Source organism: Sorangium sp. So ce321, assembly GCF_051530195.1.
Taxonomy (GTDB): Bacteria; Myxococcota_A; Polyangia; order Polyangiales; family Polyangiaceae; genus Sorangium.
In genome coordinates this window covers 5869976-5887327 of record NZ_CP150329.1, presented here as the reverse complement: position 1 = coordinate 5887327, position 17352 = coordinate 5869976, and the positions used below count along the sequence as shown (strand labels likewise).

Genomic DNA, 17352 nt, shown 5'->3' with positions numbered 1-17352 from the left:
TGGCGCGGTGACCACCATCGTCCAGCGCACGCTCGAGGTCCGCACGAGCGGCCGAGGTTTCGTGGACATCACGCGCGAGGTCGCGCGCGTCGTCGCCGCCGCCGGCGTCGACGTCGGCCTCTGCGCCGTGTTCCTCCAGCACACCTCGGCGAGCCTCGTCATCCAGGAAAACGCCGATCCGGCCGTCCTCCGCGATCTGGAGCGCTGGATGTCGCGCCTCGCCCCCGAGGGCCGCGACTACGAGCACGACGACGAGGGCCCCGACGACATGCCGGGCCACCTCCGGAGCGCCGTCACCCGCTCGAGCGAGGTGATCCCTGTCTCCAGCGGCCGCCTCGCGCTCGGGACCTGGCAAGCCCTGTATGTCTGGGAGCATCGTATTTCTCCCCACGTTCGCCGTGTGGTAGTGACCGTAACCGGCACCACAGCAGGGGGCTGAGTGGTATGCTCAGAGGGTCGATGTCCTGGATGAGCCCGGCGCTCCCCCGAGGGCTGCTCGTCCGCCGTGCCCGGCAGGCCCTCCCTGCGGCGCGAGCGCACCACGCGATCCCTCTCTTTTCAGCGGAACAAGAGCGATGAGCCTTCAGACGACGTTCATGGGAATTTTGGACACCGCGCGGATCTGCGTTCCGACCGTGGTGGACGCGGTGCGAGGGCGCGTGACGCTCGAGCGCTGTGACGAGCGGCTGGACTGGTGGGCGCGCAAGGTCCTCGAGGACGCGGACGTGGATCTCGTGGTGCGCGGGCGCGAGAACGCCGCGGGCACGCGGCCGTTCGTGGTGATGTCGAACCACCAGAGCCTCTTCGACATCCCCGTCGTGTTCCGCGCCATCCCCGGTCGGCTCCGGATGATCGCCAAGAAGGAGCTGTTCCACGTGCCGATCTTCGGCCAGGCGATGAAGGCGGCCGGCTTCATCCGGATCAACCGGGGCAACCACGTCCAGGCCAGCGCGAGCCTGCAGGTCGGCGCCTCGATGCTCCAGGACGGCACCCGGGTCTGGATCGCCCCGGAGGGCACGCGCAGCAAGACCGGCGCGCTCCTGCCGTTCAAGAGCGGCGGCTTCCGGATGGCGATCGAGACCAACACGCCGATCCTCCCGGTCGCGATCGACGGGACGCGCCGCGTGCTGCGGGCGAAGGACTTCGTGGTGCAGGAGCACCACCGGGTGGTGGTCACGATCATGCCGCCGATCGATCCGGCGCCCTACGGCGCCGGCGGCCGCAGCCGCCTCATGCGGGATGTGCGCGCGGCGATCGCGGGCGCCCTCGGCCATGACCCGGGGCTCGTCCACAAGGGCGCCGGGGTGGCGACCTCGCCGACCCCCTAGGCGGACGAGGGAGCGCACGGCCCGGCGCGGAGTCGCAGGGCGGGAATGGGGGATTCTCGCCAGCGTGAGAAGCGTCGGCGGTCACCGCTCGCCGCTCGCCGCTCGCCGCTCGCCGCTCGTCTTCCGTCCCCCTTCTTCCGTCCCCCTTCTTCCGTCCCCCTTCTCCCGTCCCCCTTCTTCCGTCCTCGTCTGGCGTGCGCGTGCGCGTGCGCGTGATCGCTCTGATTCGGGTACGCGCACGCGCACGCGCACGCGCACGGACACGGGAGACGGAGACGGGAGACGGGAGACGGAGACGGAGACGGAGACGGAGACGGAGACGGAGACGGGAGACGGAGACGGGAGACGCCCGAAGCCGATCCCCTTGGCCCTCTACGTCAGAGCCGCTCCGCTCCCCGCGCCGACACCGGACCCCCGAGCTGGAGCGCGCCCTCCGCGGCCTCGGCGCGGGAGCGGTGCTCCTCCGGCGGGGGAGGCCTGAGCGCCCAGGGGCTCCGCTTCGCCGTGAGGTCGCCCCCGTCCTCGCCGGGGGGGAGATGCTCCGCCGTGAGCCAGCTCCAGAAGGCATCGGCCCAGCGGGCTCCGCCCTCCTCGTTCGGGTGGATCTTGTCCTTCTGCCGCGGGAGCGGGCCGGGGACGAGCGCGTCGGAGTCGAAGAAGCGGCACGGGGACGAGTTCGTCCGGATCACGTCGATGATCCCGGTGTCCTTGCGCCAGAGCGGTGGGGAGACCCACACGCACGGACGGCCGCCGATCGCCTTGATGATGCGCCGGACCGCGCCGGCGTGGGCCGGGGGGTTGACGTTCTCGACCTCGTTCGCGCCGAGGCTGATGATCACGAGGTCCGGCTGGTAGTTCGCGACAAGGAGCTCCATCCTGGACGCCCACGTCACCGTGTACGAGCTGGTCTCCGCCTTCACCGCGTAGCGCACGCGGAGCGCCTGCATCCGCGGGCGGAGCGCCTGCGCGAAGCCCGCCAGCGCGAACGAGTCGCCGACGTGGAGGACCGCCGTGTTGGGCGGCACCGTGAACGCCGGCGGCGCGCGGTCGTCGGGTCCACGCGCCGCGGCGGCAGCCTCGGACGGCGCGGGCGAGGCGGCAGCCCCCGGAAGGCCGGCGGCCGGCGGCTCGGCCCCGGCCGGCGGCAGCCCCACGGGCGCTGACGCGACGCGCGGCCCGGGCGCCGGCGCGCCGCCGCCGCACGCCATGCCCGCCGCCGCCAGCCCGACGAGCGCCCATCTCCTGACCCGGATCTCCCTGCCCATGCTCGCTCCGCCGATGGCGCCAGGCCCGCCGCCGCAGGCGCCAGGGGCGCACACGGCCGCGCGGAAGGTCGCGCGGCGCACTCTAGGGCAGGCAGCGTCCGCACGGCAATCATTGAGCAGACGGCCCGCAGGCCTTATGAAATGCGCATGAGCTTCCGTCTGTTTGGAGTCTCGGTCGACGTCCAGCTCGGGTTCTGGCTCTCCGCCGCGCTGCTCGGGTACGGGATCGTGGCCAGGGAACAATACCAGCTGTTCGTCGTGTGGATCCTCGTGGTCTTCCTGTCGGTCCTGATGCACGAGTTCGGCCACGCGCTCGCCATCAAGCGCCACCGGGTCGAGCCGGAGATCACGCTGCACTTCATGGGGGGAACCACGACGTGGCGGTCGCTCCTGCCCCTCGGGCGGCTCCAGCACGTGGTGATCAGCCTGGCCGGCCCCTTCGCCGGCTTCTTCGTCGCCGGCATCCTGCACCTCCTGCTGCGTTATGTCCCGGCGCTCTACGCCCTCCCGCCGATGTTGCTCAGCGGGATGGAGATGCTCATCCAGGTCAACGTGGCGTGGGGCGTCCTCAACCTGATCCCCGTGCTCCCGTTCGACGGCGGCCACGTCCTGGAGCACGCGCTCGGACCGCGGCGAGCCCGGCTGACGGCGGCGATCTCGGGCGTGGCCGCCGTGCTCCTCGCCATCTTCTTCCTGCGCGCGGGGTTCTTCTTCTTCTCGTTCATCCTCGTCATGTCCGCGTTCCAGAGCCTTCAGCGGTTCCGCAGCGAGCCGGAGGCGCCGTCGCCCGCCATGAACCGCCGGCGCGCCGCGCTCCAAGACGAGCCGGTGCCGCCCGAGACGGCGGCCCTGCTGCAGCGGGCGCGAAGGGCGGTCGAGGAAGAGCGGACGAGCGAGGCGATGGCCCTCGCGAACGAGGTGCTCGCGCAGTCTCCGGCGCCGCCGAAGGGCGCGCTCCGGGAGGCGCACGAGCTCATCGGGTGGTCGCACCTGCTCCTCGGCGACGCGAAGCCCGCGGGAGAGTCGATCGCGCAGGCGCGCAAGCACGGCGATCCGGACCCGGCGCTGGTCGGCGCGGTGCACCTCGCCCTCGGCGAGCTGAAGCAGGCGCGCAAGGTGCTCGAGGCCGCCCGCGAGGCCGGCGACGACCGGAAGGAGGTCGCGGGCCCGCTGATCCGGGTGCTCGTCGAGCAGGGCGACATCGCGCGGGCGGCGGCGGTCGCGCTCGACATCGTGGAGCAGCTCTCGGAGGACGACGCGCGGAGGATGGCGGAGATCGCGTTCGAGCGCGGCGCGTTCGACTGGTCGGCGCGGCTCTACGAGGCGATCTTCCGCCGCGCGGGCCTGAGCGAGGACGCCTACGGCGCGGCGCGCGCGAGCGCCAAGGACGGGAACCGGGACCGGGCCATCGAGCTGCTCCGGCGCGCGGTGGAGGCCGGCTTCTCGGATCGGACGCGGGCGTGGTCGGACTCGGCGCTCGAGGCGCTCCGGGGCGCCGAGCTCGAGGCGGTGCTGCCGCGCCCGTGACGGGCTAGGCTCGGCGCGTGCGCATCCAGGTGCCTTTCCTTCGCGTGGGGCCGATCGAGGTCCCGCCGCCCGCCTACCAGTCCGAGGGAGCCGTCGGGCTCGACCTCTGCGCCGCCGTCGACGCGCCGGTGACGCTCGCGCCCGGGGAGCGGAAGCTCCTGCCCACGGGCTACGCCGTCGCCCTGCCCGACGGCCACGAGGGGCAGGTGCGACCCCGCTCGGGGCTCGCGCTCCACCATGGCGTCACCGTGCTCAACACCCCGGGCACGATCGACCCGGACTACCGCGGGGAGATCAAGGTCGTCCTGATCAACCTCGGCGCCGAGCCGTTCACCGTGCGCCGGGGCGACAGGATCGCGCAGCTCGTGATCTGCCCGGTCGCGCTCGCCGACGTGGTCCTCGTCCCCGAGCTCGCGCCGACCGCGCGCGGCGCGGGCGGCTACGGCTCGACCGGCGTGCGCAGGGAGCCGTAAGCCAGCCGCAGCCCGCCGCACGCACCTTGCCGCGCGCGCCGCGGGCCGGCTCACGGCGCCGGCCTGAGCTCCTCGATCAGGAAGTTCCACACCGCGGCCACGCGGGGGACGTCGCGCAGCGCGCGGTGCCCGACCAGCCAGAGATCGTCGATCGGCCACTCCGCCGCGCTCGCCTCGAGCGCGCCCGCGAACCGCAGCGGCGCGAGCGCGCGCGCGTTCATGTGCGGCTCGGGGACCAGCAGCGCGCCGAGCCCGTTCTCGGCGGCGGTGAGCTGCGACAGGAAGAAGCTCGTGCGCAGCGCGATGTCCGCCCCGGGGGCGTGGCGCGCGAGCCAGCGCGCCGCCGGGAAGCTGGCGAGGTCGCGGTCCCAGGCGATCCACGGCACGGCGTCCCACGACGCCAAGCGCCCGGAGTCCTTCACGAGCTGCCTCGAGGCCGCGGCGACCCAGCGCGCCGACCCGAGCTTCGTCACGACGAGGTCGGCGCCCTCCGGCCGGACCGAGCGGAGGGCGACGTCCGCCTCGTGCCGGGTGAGATCGACCACGCGCGCGGACGCGTCCAGCTCGATCCGGATCCTCGGGTGGCGCGCGCGGAGGCGCACCAGCGCGGGCACGACGAACACGTCCGCCTCCCCCGGGGCGACGCTCAGGCGGACGACGCCCTCCGCGTCCGCCTCGGCGCCCGACGCGTCGCGCGCGAGGCGCCGGTGCGCCGCCTCCATCGCCTCGGCCGCCGGCAGCACGAGCTCCGCGATGCGCGTGGGGACGAGCCCCTCGCGCGTCCGATCGAAGAGGCGCGCGCCGAGCGCTGTCTCGAGCGCCGTCAGGCGGCGGCTCATCGTCGACGTGTCGAGGCCGAGCCGCGCGCCAGCCTGGCCCAGGCTCCCGTGCCGGTGGACGGCGAGGAAGATGCGCACGTCGTCCCACCGCGCGTCGCCGAGGTCCTGCGATCTCGCCGCCATGCGCCGCGCTAGCGCTCCGACGCGAACAGCCGGAACACGGCGATCCCGATCCCGAGGACGACGAGGGCCACCGCGACGTGAAGGATCCGGACCGGGCCCACGCCGAGGCGCTGGCCGTCGAAGAGCAGCGACGCGGCCCCGAGATCGAGCAGCGTGATGACGACGCCCGCGCCCGCGAGCCGCACCGGCAAGGCGAACATCTCCATGAGCTCCGCCGCGCTCAGGCTGTGGCGCGCGGGCGGGCGGTCCATCAGCGGGGGCGGCATGCGGGACGGCCGCGCGCCGAGCGCGGGCGCCGGGGGGGACCAGTCGAGCGCGAGCGGCACGACGGGCTCGGTGGGCAGGCTGTGCGGCGGGAGACGGCCGCCGCCGCGCTCGGGCAGGTCGATCTCCTGCGTCGCCATGTCCGCGAGCGCCGCGGGCGCGGTCAGGCCTGCGCCCGCGACGCGCAGCGCGCGCGTGGACCGCGGCGCCGCGGGCGCGACCGAGGTACGGGAGCGGGCTGCCGGCGGCGCGAGGCTCCGGCCAGGCAGCGCGATCGGCGGCGAGCTCCGCGGCAGGCCGAGCGCCTGCTCGACCTCGTCCCAGAACGCCCCGACGTCACGGTAGCGATCGCGCGGGTCCACCGCGAGCGCCCGCCGGAAGACGCCCTCCAGCGCGTCGGGCACGAGCACGCCCTCGCTCCGCGGCGTGGGGCGGCGCTTCTCGTCGAGCACCGTGCCCATCATCGCGACGTGATCGCCGGCGATGATCTCGCGGCCGGCGAGCGCCTCGACCACGGTGACCGCGAGCCCCCAGACGTCCGTCCAGGGGCCGGTCTTGCCGAAGCGCTTCGGCGCCCACTGCTCGGGCGCGCCGTACGCTGGCGTGAACGCCGTCGAGAGGCCGCCCGACGTGGTGGCGGTCTGCCCGGCCATGACCGTCGCGGCGTCGCGGGCGCGGGCGATCCCGAAGTCGAGGATCTTCACGACCTCGGCGCCGTGGATCTGGGCGAGGAAGATGTTCGCCGGCTTGAGATCGCGGTGCACCACGCACATGGGGCCGCCCGCCCCGGGGAAGTGGTGCGCCGCCTCGAGCGCCCGCGCCACCGGGGTCAGCAGCCGGATCGCCTCGCCCGGCGAGAGCGGCGGCAGCCGCTGCGCCGCGCGGGCGGCGATGTGGCTCGCGAGCGTGCCGCCCTCGAGCCACTCCAGCGCGATGAACGGCACGAAGACGCCGGTCGCGGTCGAGATCACGTCGTGGTGCAGCGGCCGGACGACGGCCGGGATCGCGGCCGAGAGGCGGAACAGGAGCTCCGCCTCCTCGCGGAACTTGTCGAGGAACTGCGCGCGCAGCTGCTCGGGCAGCGTCCCCGGGACCTTGAGGCACTTGAGCGCGACAGGCGCCCGGAAGGCCTCGTGGTGCGCCCGGTACACGACGCCGAACCCTCCTTCGGCGACGACCCGCTCCACCTTGAACGCCCCCTGGGTCGTGCCGACGATCCCGAAGACGTCTTCGGCCATTCGTCCGAGGGTACACGAGCTCCACGGAGCTTCGAAAGGGTCCCGGGGACGCGGTCCTGCCACCCACCCACGACCACCTCGCTCCAGTCAAGAGGCCAGAGGCGCCCGCCCGCGCTGCGCCGCCCCCTCGGCCTCCGGCGCCCCCTCGCCCCCCGGCGCCGGGCGCCCGGGCTGCCCTTCAGGGGCGCCCCCACCCCGGGATGCGCCCCGACCGTCCGCCCGGGCCACACTCGGTGGTCCGTTTCACGCCGCGTCGCGCTAGGCTCGCCGTCATGCCGCCGCGTCGCCGCGAGGTCGATCGACCTCTTCGCAAAGAAGTTCGCCTGCTTGGCCGCTTGCTCGGTGAAGTTCTGATCGAGCAGGAGGGTGAAGAGCTCTTCGCGCTCGAGGAGCGCATCCGCACGCTCGCCATCCGCCGCCGTCGCGGCCCCAGCGAGGGGCGCGCGCATGCGTCCGCGGAGCTCAGCAAGCTGCTCGCGACCTTGCCACACGACCGCATCGAGCCTGTCATCCGCGCGTTCACGGTCTACTTCCGGCTCGTCAACCTCGCGGAGCAGCACCACCGCATCCGCCGCGCGCGCGCCTACGCGAGGGACCCCGGCGCGCGCCCGCAGCGCGGCTCGCTCGAGGCCGCGATGCGCACGCTCAAGGAGGCCGGCGTGCCCGCGGAGCGCGTGCGCGCCGCGCTCCGGTCGCTCGACGTCACCCTCACCCTCACCGCGCACCCGACCGAGGCCGCGCGGCGCACCGTCCTCGAGAAGCTCTACCGCATCGCGAAGAACCTCGAGGAGCGCGACCGCTGCCACCTCACGCCGGACGAGTCGGCGAGCAGGCTCGCCGAGATCCGCGAGGAGATCACCGCGGTCTGGCAGACCGACGAGGTGCGGCGCGACCGCCCCACGGTCGGCGACGAGGTGAAGAACGTCGCCTGGTACATCGAGGAGATCCTCTGGGACCTGCTCCCGGAGCTCCCCGCCGCGATCGGGCGCGCGTTCGAGGCCGCGTACGGCGAGCCGCTCGACGCCGAGTTCGTGCCGCTCCGCATCCACTCGTGGGTCGGCGCCGACATGGACGGCAACCCGCTCGTCCTGCCCGCCGTCCTCGAGGACGCGCTCTTCGCCTACCGCATCCGGGGCCTGCGCCGGCTCGTCCGGGCGGCGCGCGAGCTCGGCGGCGCGCTCTCGCAGTCGCTCCGGCACGTCACGCCGCCGCCCTGGTTCATCGCCTCGATCGAGGAGGACGCCGCGGCGATGCCCGAGGCGGCCGCGCACTTCGGCCCGCGCACCGAGGGCGAGCCGTGGCGCCGCAAGCTGCGCTTCATCGAGGCGCGCCTCACCGCGACGCTCGAGCACGCGGAGCACGGCCGCGCGGAGGCCCGCGCGCGCTCCGGGCAGGGGCCCGCGCTCGAGGGGCGCGCCTTCGTGCGCCCCGAGGAGCCGACGCTCGCGGTCCCCTACCGCGAGCCCTCGGAGCTGGAGCGCGACCTCGCGCTCGTCGCCGACAGCCTCCTCGCCGCGGGCTGCGCGCGCTCGGGCGAGCGGCGCGCCCGCGCCCTGCTCATGCAGGTGCGCGCGCTCGGCTTCGCGCTCGCGGAGCTCGAGATGCGCGCCCCGGCCGAGGACGCGCGCGCCGCGGCGGCCGCGGTCGCGGAGGGCCGCGTCGAGCCGGCGCAGATGTCGCCCGAGGCGCGCCGCGTCTTCGAGGCGCTCCAGCGCATCGCCGCCGCGCAGCGCGACAGCGGCGAGTCGTCGTGCCGCACGCTCGTGCTGTCGATGACGCAGAGCGAGAACGACATCCTCGCCGCGCTCGCTTGCGCCAAGGCGGCCGGGCTGTGGGACGAGGCGCGCTCGTGCGCGCGCCTCGACGTGGTCCCGCTGTTCGAGACGCTCGGCGCGCTGAACGACAGCGCGAGGATCCTGCGCGCGCTGCTCGCGCACCCGGAGTATCGCCCGCACGTCCTCGCCCGCGGCGTGCAGGAGGTGATGATCGGCTACAGCGACTCGGGCAAGGAGGTCGGCCTGCTCGCGGCGAGCGCGGCGCTCCGGCGCGTGCAGGAGACGCTGCCGAAGATCGCCGCGGAGGCGGAGCTGCCGCTCCGCGTCTTCCACGGCCGCGGCGAGTCGGTGGCGCGCGGCGGCGGCCCGGCGCACCAGGCGCTGCTCGCGCTGCCGGCCGGCAGCGTCGGCGGCCGCTACAAGGCGACGGAGCAGGGCGAGGCGCTCGACCACAAGTACGCCCGCCCCGAGCTCGCGATGCGCACGCTGGAGCTCATGCTGAGCGGCGTCATCCTCCACACGCTGGGCGCGCAGCCGCGGCCGCCGGCCGCCTCCGAGCTGCGCTACTCCGCGGCGTTCGATGAGCTCGCGGAGACGGGGCGGCGCGTCTACCGAGAGCTCGTCTGGGAGGAGCCCAGGTTCGTGGAGTTCTTCACGGCGGTGACCCCGATCGACGAGATCGCGCGGCTGCCGCTCGGCTCGCGCCCGAGCAAGCGGCGCGCGGGCGGCCTGGAGTCGCTGCGCGCGATCCCGTGGGTCTTCGCGTGGACGCAGAACCGGGCCATCCTCCCCGGATGGTACGGCGTCGGCAGCGGCCTCGAGGCGATGGGCCAGCGGCCCGAGGGCGCGGAGCTGCTGAAGGAGATGATGGCGTCGTGGCCGTTCTTCCGGGCGGTCATCGACAACGTGGAGATGGTGCTCGCGAAGGCCGACATGACGATCTTCGCGGGGTACGCCGAGCTCGCGCCGTCCGCCGCGCGCAAGGCGGTCGCGCCGCGGATCATCGCGGAGTACCGGCTGACGCGGTCGTGGCTCAAGCGGCTCACCGGCAACCGGCGGCTGCTCGAGGGCAACCCGACGCTCCAGCGGTCCATCTCGCTGCGCAACCCCTACGTCGACCCCCTTTCATTCCTGCAAGTCGAGCTCCTGCGGGCGAGCCGCGGAGGTGACTCCGGGCGTGATCGGTCGCTCCTGCTCACGCTGAACGGCATCGCCGCCGGCATGCGCAACACGGGCTGATCTCGTCGCCGCGTCGCCTTCGCTCAACGCCGCGCGACGCGGCGTCCTCGTCCAGCGCCCCGGGGCCGCGCAACGCCGCGCGACACAGCGCCTTCGTCCAACGCCGCGCGGCACGGTCGCTCAACGCCAGGCGTCGTCTGGAGACCGCATCGAACGCGTGACAATCGCTCGGCCAACCTTGGCGTCGCGTGGTAGAAGGCCGGCGCCATGACCAGTATCGTCGAGTTCGGACGTCCCGACACCCTCCCGGCATCGGACAAGCGCCTGCTGCTCGTCTTCGACGGCGGCAATGCCCCCGGCTACTCCTCGGTCGCTGTCGCGCTGACCGAGGAGGCGGCGCGACGAGGCTTCGAGGTGTGGGCCGCGACCGAGGGCTTCCGCTCCCTGACCGCGGACGCGCGCGCCCAGCCCCAGTTCGAGCGCCTCATCATGAGCCGCCGCCAGCGCTACTCCCTGCTCGCGCAGGGCATCCCGGCGCGCTCGATGGGCCGGCGCGTGCTCGACGCCGGCAGCGATTTCCGGAGCGAGCGCTACACCGGCTTCCTCGATCGCGAGCGGCGCAAGCAGGCCGCCGTGACGTTCAAGGAGCAGGGGTTCACGCACCTCATCTGCGTCGGCGGCAACGGCACGTTCGAGGGCATCAAGGCGTGGCTCGACGAGTTCGAGGTGCGCCCGCAGGCCGGCTTCGTCAACGTCTCGATCGACAACGACCTGGAGGGCGACCGCGCGATCGGCTTCCTTTCCGGCGTGGAGACGGGCGCCAACATCGCGCGCGGGCTCTACGAGGACGCCTATACGCACAAGCGCATCTACATCCTCGAGATGATGGGCAACCGCAGCGGGCGGCACGCGCTGCACTGCGCGGTGGCGGCCCGGGCGCACCTCATCGTGCTCCCCTTCTTCCGCTTCCCCCAGGACGTGCTGGCCGAGCTCGCCGAGGGCCTCGGGCGCGCCGACTACGCGCTCGTCATCGTCGCCGAGGGCTACGAGGCCGAGCGCCGCCGCAAGGAGCACCCCGGCGTGTCGGCGAGCGTGTTCCTGAAGCAGCAGCTCGAGGGCGCGGGGCTCCGCGACACGCCCGACAAGCGCGTCATCGCCGAGCCGTTCAGCCGGTATATCCGCGGCATCCGCCCGGCCTTCCTCGACGTCTCGGCCGCGTTCCTCAAGGCGTCGCTGCTCCTGTCGGCCTTCGACGAGGGCAAGACCGAGGTGATGCCGTACGTGCTCGCCGCGAACGACGTCGGCGTGCTGGATTTCGCCTCCATACGCCGCGAGGACGGCGTCGAGCGCGCCTTCCTGCCGCTGCTCGATCGGCTGGATCTGGCGCGCTTCAAGACCTGGATCCTCGACCACTTCATCAGCCTCGCGCCCCAACGGCCGAGCCGCGCGCCCTCGCCGGCCGGCTGAGGCGCGCCGGCTCACGCGACCGCGCGGGTGAGCGCGCCCGCGAGGTGCTCGCGCGCCCAGCCCTCGAACCGCCGCCACCCGACCTCCGGCCTGGCGGCGTGGAGCGCCGCGAGGTCGACGCCGGGGCCGCCGCGCGCGAGCCAGCGGAACAGGTCAGCGAGGTCCTCGCTGCGGGCGCGCACCTCGCCGATCGGCACCTCGGCGTAGCGGATCTCGCGGCCGGCCACGCGGGAGAGCGCCGCCGTGGCCTCGGCGCCCGTGAGCTCGTCGGAGGCGAGCTCGATCCGGCGCCCGAGGAAGTCGCGTCGGCGCTCGAGCACGAGCGCCGCGAACCGCGCCATGTCGTCCGTCGCGAGCTGCTGGAGCGGGCAGCCCTCGGGGAGCGGGACGGCGTACACGCCGCGCCGGAGGGCGAAGAGCGACGCGGGCGAGAGCAGGTTTTCCATGAGGTAGACCGGCCCGAGGATCGTGCACGGCACGCCGAGCGCGGCGATGTACCGCTCGACGGTCGCCTTGCCCTCGAGGTGCGGGACGCCCGTGCCCCGGTCGGCGCCCGCGACCGACGCATAGACGAGGTGCGCCCCGCCGGCGGCCTTGACCGCCTCGGCGACCGCGAGCCCCTGCCGCACCTCGGCGTCGGCGCCGCGCTCGATCGGCGCGCCCATGGCGACGACCGCGTCGACGCCGGCCGCCGCGCGCGCGATCGAGAGCGGCTCGTCGAAGCTGCCCTGCGCGACCTCGGCCCCGAGATCGATGAGGCGCGCCGCGGCGGGGTCGGACCTGCAGACGAGGGCGCGCACGCGGTGGCCGCGGGCGAGCAGAGACCGCGCGACCGCCCCGCCCTGCGCCCCCGTCGCCCCCGTCACGAGCACCCGCATGCGGCGCGCTATGGGGAGCCGCCGCGCGCACCGTAAGCCCCTCGCGGCGCGCGCGGGCGCGAGCGCCGCGCTCGGTCGCGCGCTGGCGGCGCTGTCCGCGGTGATCGCGCGGCGGCGCCGCGCGGTCAGGGCCTGCCGCTGATGGCGCTCGCGACGGTGTAGATGATCGCGGAGAGGATGGCGGAGGCGGGGATCGTGAAGATCCAGGCCCAGACGATGCGGCCAGCGACGCCCCAGCGGACGGTGGAGAGGCGGCCGCTCGCGCCGCCGACGCCGACGATGGCGCCCGTGATCGTGTGGGTCGTGCTCACGGGGATGCCGAGCGCCGTGGCGCTGAACAGCGTCGCCGCGCCGGCGGTCTCGGCCGCGAAGCCGCCCACCGGCTTGAGCTTCGTGATCTTCATGCCCATCGTCTTCACGATGCGCCAGCCGCCGGAGAGCGTGCCGAGGCCCATCGCGGCGTGGCAGACGAGCACGACCCAGAGCATCGGCTTCGGGTCGTGGCCGCCGTCCTGGAAGCCCGCGGAGATGAGGAGCGCCGTGATGATGCCCATCGTCTTCTGGGCGTCGTTGCCGCCGTGCCCGAGCGAGTAGGCGGCGGCGGAGAGCAGCTGCAGCCGGCGGAACCGGGAGCCCACCTTCCCCGGGGTCCAGTTCCGCGCGAGCAGCTTGATCGCGTGCATGAGCGAGAACCCGATGATGGCGCCGAGCAGGGGCGACACAAGGATGAACGCCGCTGTCTTGCCGAAGACCGTCGCGTCGAGCACCGAGAGCCGCCCCGCGCTCCTCACCGCGGCCCCCGCGAACCCGCCCATCAGCGCGTGCGACGAGGACGACGGCAGCCCCCACCACCAGGTGAGCAGGTTCCAGAGGATCGCGCCGAGCAGGCTGCCCAGGATGACGTTCGGGGTGATGAACGCCGGCTCGACGCCCTTCGCGATGTTGCGCGCGACCGTGGGCTCGAACAGCGCGAACGCGATGAAGTTGAAGACCGCCGCCCAGAGCACCGCGCTGCGCGGCGACAGCACGCGCGTCGAGACGATGGTCGCGATCGAGTTCGCGGCGTCGTGAAAGCCGTTGATGTAGTCAAACACCAGCGCGATCGCGACGATGACGATGATGTAGGTGGTCATGCGTGCTCGAGCACGATGCCTTCGATGATGTTCGCGACGTCCTCGCAGCGGTCCGTCGCGTTCTCAAGAAGGTCATAGATGTCGCGCCACTTCATCACGAGGAGCGGGTCGTTCCCCTTCTTGAAGAGCGCCGCCAGGGCGGTGCGGTAGTGGCCGTCCGCCGTGTTCTCCAGCTTGTTGATCTCGACGCAGAGCTCGAGGAGGTTCGGCTGCCGCTTCAGGTCCCGGAGCGACTGGACGGCCGTGCTCATGACGGTGCACGAGTCGACCACCGCCTGCGCGAGCTGCCGCGCCTCCGGCAGGGCGCCGTCGATCTCGAAGATCACGAGCCTCACGCTCGCCGCCTCGATGCAGTCGAGCACGTCGTCCAGCCGGGTGATCAGGGCATGGATCTCCTCGCGATCGAGCGGTGTGATCCACGTCTGGTGGAGCGCCGCCAGGCACTCGTGGGTGATCTTGTCGGCCTCGTCCTCGAGGTCGGAGATCTTCTTCGCGTACGTCGGGGCGTCGTCGAGCCGGTCGAGCATCTCCAGGAGGAGCTCGCTCGCGGCCACGCTCCGTTGCGCATGGTTCGCCAGCGCGTCGAAGAAGACCGCATCACGGGTAAGTCCCATGGGGTCCGGCGTTTAGCCGTCTCCCCGCATCACGTCAACGAGTCCTCACGAAGCAGACGGAACCATGTAACATTGTCACCTTCGCTCCGGCCGCGCGCGACCGGAGCTCGGCGCGCGGGTGACATGGGTATCCGAAGCAAGCTAATCGCGTTCACCGTGGGGATCGCGGTCCTCGCGGCGGTGGTGTTCGACGGCTACGTCATGAAGACGCTCGGGGCCGAGCTCGGGGAGCAGACGGAGGCCGAGCTCGCCGTGCGCACGGAGCTCGTCTCCGCGACGGTCGCGAGGGCGGGCGACCTCGCGGCCGAGGCGGCGGCGCTCGCGGCGGCGCTGTCGGAGCGCGCCGGAGCGCGCGTCACGCTCATCGATCCGAGCGGCGTGGTGCGGGGCGACTCGTCGGTCGCGCCGGAGCGGCTCGTGGAGCTCGAGGCGCACGCGACGCGCGACGAGGTCGCCGACGCGCGGCACCACGGCGCCGGCCGCAGCGAGCGCGTGAGCAAGACGACGCAGATGCGGATGCTCTACGCCGCGCGGCGGCTCGATCGGCCGGACGGGCCGTGGGTCGTGCGGCTCGCGTTCGAGCCGATCGCGATCGATCGCAGCCTGTCCGCCGCCCGCGCGCGCGTCGTGCAGGGCACGCTCCTCGCCCTCGCGCTCGCCGTGAGCGCGGCGCTCCTCGGGTCGCGCGCGCTCTCCGGGCGGCTCGTGTACCTGACCGGCGTCGCGCGCGAGATGCGCGGCGACCTGAGCCGGCGCGCGCGCGTCCAGGGGCGCGACGAGATCGCCGCGCTCGGCAGCGCGCTGGACGACCTCGCCGAGAGCCTGGAGCACTCGCGGCGCGAGCTCGGGGGCGAGGGCGAGCGCTTCGGCGCGGTGCTCGAGTCGATGCGCGAGGGCGTGCTCGTCATCGACGAAGAGGGCGACATCGCGCTGGTGAACCCGGCGCTCTCGCAGCTGCTCGGCATCCGCGGGGACGCGGTCGGGCGCCCGCCCATCGAGGTGCTCCGCTCCGCGAGCCTGCACGAGCTCATCGAGGAGGTGGCGCTCGCGCGCGCGGCGGCCACGCGCGAGATCGAGATCGCGCCCGCGACGCCGGGCTCTGCGGGGCCCCCGGGGCGCCGGATCCTCGTCGTGAACGCGGCGCCGCTCGCGCTGCCGGCCCAGAGCCGCGGCGCGGCGGGGGTCGTCGCCGTCTTCTTCGACGTGACGGAGCTGCGGCGCATCGAGGGGCTGCAGCGCAACTTCATCGCCAACGCGTCGCACGAGCTCCGGACGCCGGTCGCTTCGATCCGTGCGAGCAGCGAGACGCTGCTCGGCGGCGCGCTGGACGACCCGGAGGCGGCGCGCGATTTCGTCGAGGTGATCGAGCGCAACGCGGCCCGGCTGCACCGGCTCGTGAACGATCTGCTCGACCTGTCGCGCATCGACGGCCGCGAGCGGCCGCTGTCGCAGGGCGCGGTCGACCTCGCGGCGCAGGCCGAGGCGGCGGTGGCGCTCCTGCGCGAGCGCGCGCGGGACAAGCGGACCGAGGTGAAGGTCGACGTCACGCCGGGCACGCTCGTCGCCGCGGACGCGCGCGCGCTCGACCAGGTCCTGACCAACCTCGTCGACAACGCGATCCACCACACGCCGGACGGCTCGCGCGTCGTCGTGCGCGCGAGGGCCGCGAACGGGCGCGTCGTCCTCGAGGTCGAGGACAACGGCCCGGGCATCCCCCCGGTGCACCAAGGCCGCGTCTTCGAGCGGTTCTACCGGGTCGATCCGGGGCGCTCCCGCGCGTCGGGAGGGACCGGGCTGGGCCTGTCGATCGCGAAGCACCTCGTCGAGGCGATGAGCGGCGACATCATCGTGACGAACGGGGCGGCCGGCGGCGCGCTCTTCCGCGTGACGCTGCCGGGCGCGGCGGCCGGCGCTCAGCAGAGGTAGCCGGGGGCGGCGTGGAGGCTCGTGGCGCGCGGATCCGCGCGCCACCCATGGATTGACCTCTGGCGGCCGGAGCTACATCGCGCAGGCGGTGCGGCACGTGTCGAAGGACTTCTGACACGCCGTCGGATCGTCGAGCTTCGGCAGGCCGCCGTCAGCGGGGAACTTCGGCGTGAGGCAGGTCTGGAGGATCGACTGACACTTGGAGGCGCATGCCGCGAGCTTGCCGGCGATCGCGCCCGCGTCGGGCGTGGTCGCGGTGCCACCATCGGTCGCGCCGGCGTCCGGGGTCGCGCCCGCGCCCGCGTCCGCCTTGGTGCCTGCCGCGGCGGGCTGCGCCGGGGTCGCCTTGGCGGTCGCTGGGGGCGCCGCCGGGGTCGGCGTCGCGGGCGGCACGGTCCCGGTCGCCGCGGGCAGCGGCGCCGTCGCGGTCGGCGCGGTGACGTCGCCCGGCGCGGGGGCGACCTCCTCGGGATCGTCGCTGGACTTGCAGGCCGCGATCAGCAGCGCTGGCGAGGCGATCATCACGGTGAAGGCAGCGAAGAGCTGGTGGGGTCGCATGGGTGCTTCATGCTGCGCCTCCGCCGAGAACGCAACCCTCGCGCGGGGTGGAGGTCTGAAGAGCGCTCCGACACGAGCGCTGCTGTCGGCAGGAGCGTGAGCGTTATTCCGTCCTGAAGATCACGTGGAATCCATAACGAGTCTCGACGACATCGCTGAGCTGGTGGATGTCGAGCTCGAACGCCGCGTCGGCGAACGGCGGCAGGACGTCGGCGCGCTCGATCGTGCCGAGGGAGCCGCCGCGCGACGTCGCGCCCGCCTCTTCGCTGTACGCTGCGACCACCTCCGCGAAATCGGCGCCGCCCCGGATCTTGTCGCGCGCCTCCATCGCGCGCAGGCACGCCTCCTCGCGCGTGCGCGTCGCGCCCTCGGCGCGCTCGGCGCCGGCGTGGCGGACGAGGACGTGCTTCACGCCGATGCGCGCGGGCTCCCCGGCGCGGGCCTCCCGCTTCGCGCTGGCGGCGGCGAGGCACGCGGCCGCGCTCGGGTCGCTTGCCTCGGCGGGGGCGGCGACGTCCGGCGGCGCGGGTGGCGGCGGCTGGGGTGCGCCGCATGCGGCGGCGAGCGCCGCGCCGAGAGCGGCGAGACGGACGAGTCGTTCGGGCGGGCGCATGACGCGCGAGAATAGCCAGGGGTTCACGGGATCGGAACATGGCGCGCGTCCGGCCGACAGGGAGGTGGTGGTCCGCCTGCCGGAGGACGCCTGCCTTGCGGGTCAGCGCCGTCCGTGGCGCGCGGGGTTTGCATCATCCGTCGCATCGCTGG

15 protein-coding genes are annotated in these 17352 nt (G+C 73.8%); 7 read left to right on the top strand and 8 right to left on the bottom strand.

Features of this window, described 5'->3' with window-relative positions; translation table 11 throughout:
- The first annotated feature begins 7 nt into the window (after positions 1–7).
- Both WME89_RS21595 and WME89_RS21590 read left to right on the top strand, forming a co-directional pair.
- Complete coding sequence (locus WME89_RS21595) at positions 8–439, top strand: secondary thiamine-phosphate synthase enzyme YjbQ (protein WP_438011012.1); 432 nt, start codon at positions 8–10, stop codon at positions 437–439.
- Positions 440–575: 136 nt separating this feature from the next.
- Positions 576–1328: a lysophospholipid acyltransferase family protein gene (locus tag WME89_RS21590; protein ID WP_438011011.1), complete on the top strand. Its 753-nt coding sequence runs from the start codon at positions 576–578 to the stop codon at positions 1326–1328.
- A 377-nt stretch (positions 1329–1705) separates the two neighbouring features.
- Here WME89_RS21590 and WME89_RS21585 read toward each other — a convergent pair whose 3' ends face one another.
- Positions 1706–2593 carry an SGNH/GDSL hydrolase family protein gene (locus tag WME89_RS21585; protein ID WP_438011010.1) on the bottom strand — a complete coding sequence of 296 codons (888 nt, stop codon included), beginning with the start codon at positions 2591–2593 and terminating at the stop codon, positions 1706–1708.
- 147 nt (positions 2594–2740) lie between these two features.
- Between WME89_RS21585 and WME89_RS21580 the strand changes: the two genes are divergently transcribed.
- Complete coding sequence (locus WME89_RS21580) at positions 2741–4120, top strand: site-2 protease family protein (protein ID WP_438011009.1); 1380 nt, start codon at positions 2741–2743, stop codon at positions 4118–4120.
- A gap of 17 nt (positions 4121–4137) precedes the next feature.
- Complete coding sequence (gene dut, locus WME89_RS21575) at positions 4138–4593, top strand: dUTP diphosphatase (protein WP_436618307.1); 456 nt, start codon at positions 4138–4140, stop codon at positions 4591–4593.
- A 50-nt stretch (positions 4594–4643) separates the two neighbouring features.
- On the opposite strand, the gene WME89_RS21570 is transcribed toward dut, so the two are convergent.
- The gene (locus WME89_RS21570; protein ID WP_438011008.1) at positions 4644–5555 is read right to left on the bottom strand and encodes a LysR family transcriptional regulator; all 912 of its coding nucleotides are present in this window, start codon (positions 5553–5555) and stop codon (positions 4644–4646) included.
- 8 nt (positions 5556–5563) lie between these two features.
- A complete protein-coding gene (locus WME89_RS21565) occupies positions 5564–7057 on the bottom strand; it encodes a protein kinase domain-containing protein (RefSeq protein ID WP_438011007.1) in 1494 nt (497 codons plus the stop codon).
- Positions 7058–7329: 272 nt separating this feature from the next.
- Here WME89_RS21565 and WME89_RS21560 point away from each other — a divergent pair, with 272 nt between their 5' ends.
- Positions 7330–10071, top strand: coding sequence for a phosphoenolpyruvate carboxylase (locus tag WME89_RS21560; protein WP_438011006.1), 2742 nt, complete (start codon positions 7330–7332; stop codon positions 10069–10071).
- Between the two features lie 207 nt (positions 10072–10278).
- A complete protein-coding gene (locus WME89_RS21555) occupies positions 10279–11478 on the top strand; it encodes a 6-phosphofructokinase (RefSeq protein WP_438011005.1) in 1200 nt (399 codons plus the stop codon).
- A gap of 11 nt (positions 11479–11489) precedes the next feature.
- Here WME89_RS21555 and WME89_RS21550 read toward each other — a convergent pair whose 3' ends face one another.
- The 3 genes from WME89_RS21550 to WME89_RS21540 form a co-directional block, all read right to left on the bottom strand.
- Entirely contained in the window at positions 11490–12356 is an 867-nt protein-coding gene (locus WME89_RS21550; protein WP_438011004.1) for an NmrA/HSCARG family protein, read from the bottom strand.
- 125 nt (positions 12357–12481) lie between these two features.
- Entirely contained in the window at positions 12482–13489 is a 1008-nt protein-coding gene (locus tag WME89_RS21545) for an anion permease (protein ID WP_437627081.1), read from the bottom strand.
- The gene (locus WME89_RS21540; RefSeq protein ID WP_438011003.1) at positions 13486–14103 is read right to left on the bottom strand and encodes a DUF47 domain-containing protein; all 618 of its coding nucleotides are present in this window, start codon (positions 14101–14103) and stop codon (positions 13486–13488) included. The genes WME89_RS21545 and WME89_RS21540 overlap by 4 nt, the downstream gene beginning before the upstream one ends.
- A gap of 123 nt (positions 14104–14226) precedes the next feature.
- On the opposite strand from WME89_RS21540, the gene WME89_RS21535 reads away from it, so the two are divergent.
- The gene (locus tag WME89_RS21535; protein WP_438011002.1) at positions 14227–16029 is read left to right on the top strand and encodes an ATP-binding protein; all 1803 of its coding nucleotides are present in this window, start codon (positions 14227–14229) and stop codon (positions 16027–16029) included.
- Between the two features lie 72 nt (positions 16030–16101).
- Here WME89_RS21535 and WME89_RS21530 read toward each other — a convergent pair whose 3' ends face one another.
- Positions 16102–16587 (bottom strand): hypothetical protein, encoded by a 486-nt coding sequence (locus tag WME89_RS21530; protein ID WP_438011001.1) that lies wholly within the window; start codon positions 16585–16587, stop codon positions 16102–16104.
- Positions 16588–16690: 103 nt separating this feature from the next.
- On the bottom strand, positions 16691–17227 hold the full coding sequence (locus WME89_RS21525; protein WP_438011000.1) for a peptidylprolyl isomerase: 537 nt from the start codon (positions 17225–17227) through the stop codon (positions 16691–16693).
- Positions 17228–17352: the final 125 nt, after the last annotated feature.

What these genes read in the sequence shown, in the direction of transcription:
- WME89_RS21540 (WP_438011003.1), bottom strand. Translation starts at nt 14,103, where the DNA reads ATGGGACTTACCCGTGATGCGGTCTTCTTCGACGCGCTGGCGAACCAT.
- WME89_RS21565 (WP_438011007.1), bottom strand. Translation starts at nt 7,057, where the DNA reads ATGGCCGAAGACGTCTTCGGGATCGTCGGCACGACCCAGGGGGCGTTC.
- WME89_RS21555 (WP_438011005.1), top strand. Translation starts at nt 10,279, where the DNA reads ATGACCAGTATCGTCGAGTTCGGACGTCCCGACACCCTCCCGGCATCG.
- WME89_RS21535 (WP_438011002.1), top strand. Translation starts at nt 14,227, where the DNA reads ATGGGTATCCGAAGCAAGCTAATCGCGTTCACCGTGGGGATCGCGGTC.
- WME89_RS21530 (WP_438011001.1), bottom strand. Translation starts at nt 16,587, where the DNA reads ATGCGACCCCACCAGCTCTTCGCTGCCTTCACCGTGATGATCGCCTCG.
- WME89_RS21570 (WP_438011008.1), bottom strand. Translation starts at nt 5,555, where the DNA reads ATGGCGGCGAGATCGCAGGACCTCGGCGACGCGCGGTGGGACGACGTG.
- WME89_RS21560 (WP_438011006.1), top strand. Translation starts at nt 7,330, where the DNA reads ATGCCGCCGCGTCGCCGCGAGGTCGATCGACCTCTTCGCAAAGAAGTT.
- WME89_RS21545 (WP_437627081.1), bottom strand. Translation starts at nt 13,489, where the DNA reads ATGACCACCTACATCATCGTCATCGTCGCGATCGCGCTGGTGTTTGAC.
- WME89_RS21550 (WP_438011004.1), bottom strand. Translation starts at nt 12,356, where the DNA reads ATGCGGGTGCTCGTGACGGGGGCGACGGGGGCGCAGGGCGGGGCGGTC.
- WME89_RS21585 (WP_438011010.1), bottom strand. Translation starts at nt 2,593, where the DNA reads ATGGGCAGGGAGATCCGGGTCAGGAGATGGGCGCTCGTCGGGCTGGCG.
- WME89_RS21590 (WP_438011011.1), top strand. Translation starts at nt 576, where the DNA reads ATGAGCCTTCAGACGACGTTCATGGGAATTTTGGACACCGCGCGGATC.
- WME89_RS21580 (WP_438011009.1), top strand. Translation starts at nt 2,741, where the DNA reads ATGAGCTTCCGTCTGTTTGGAGTCTCGGTCGACGTCCAGCTCGGGTTC.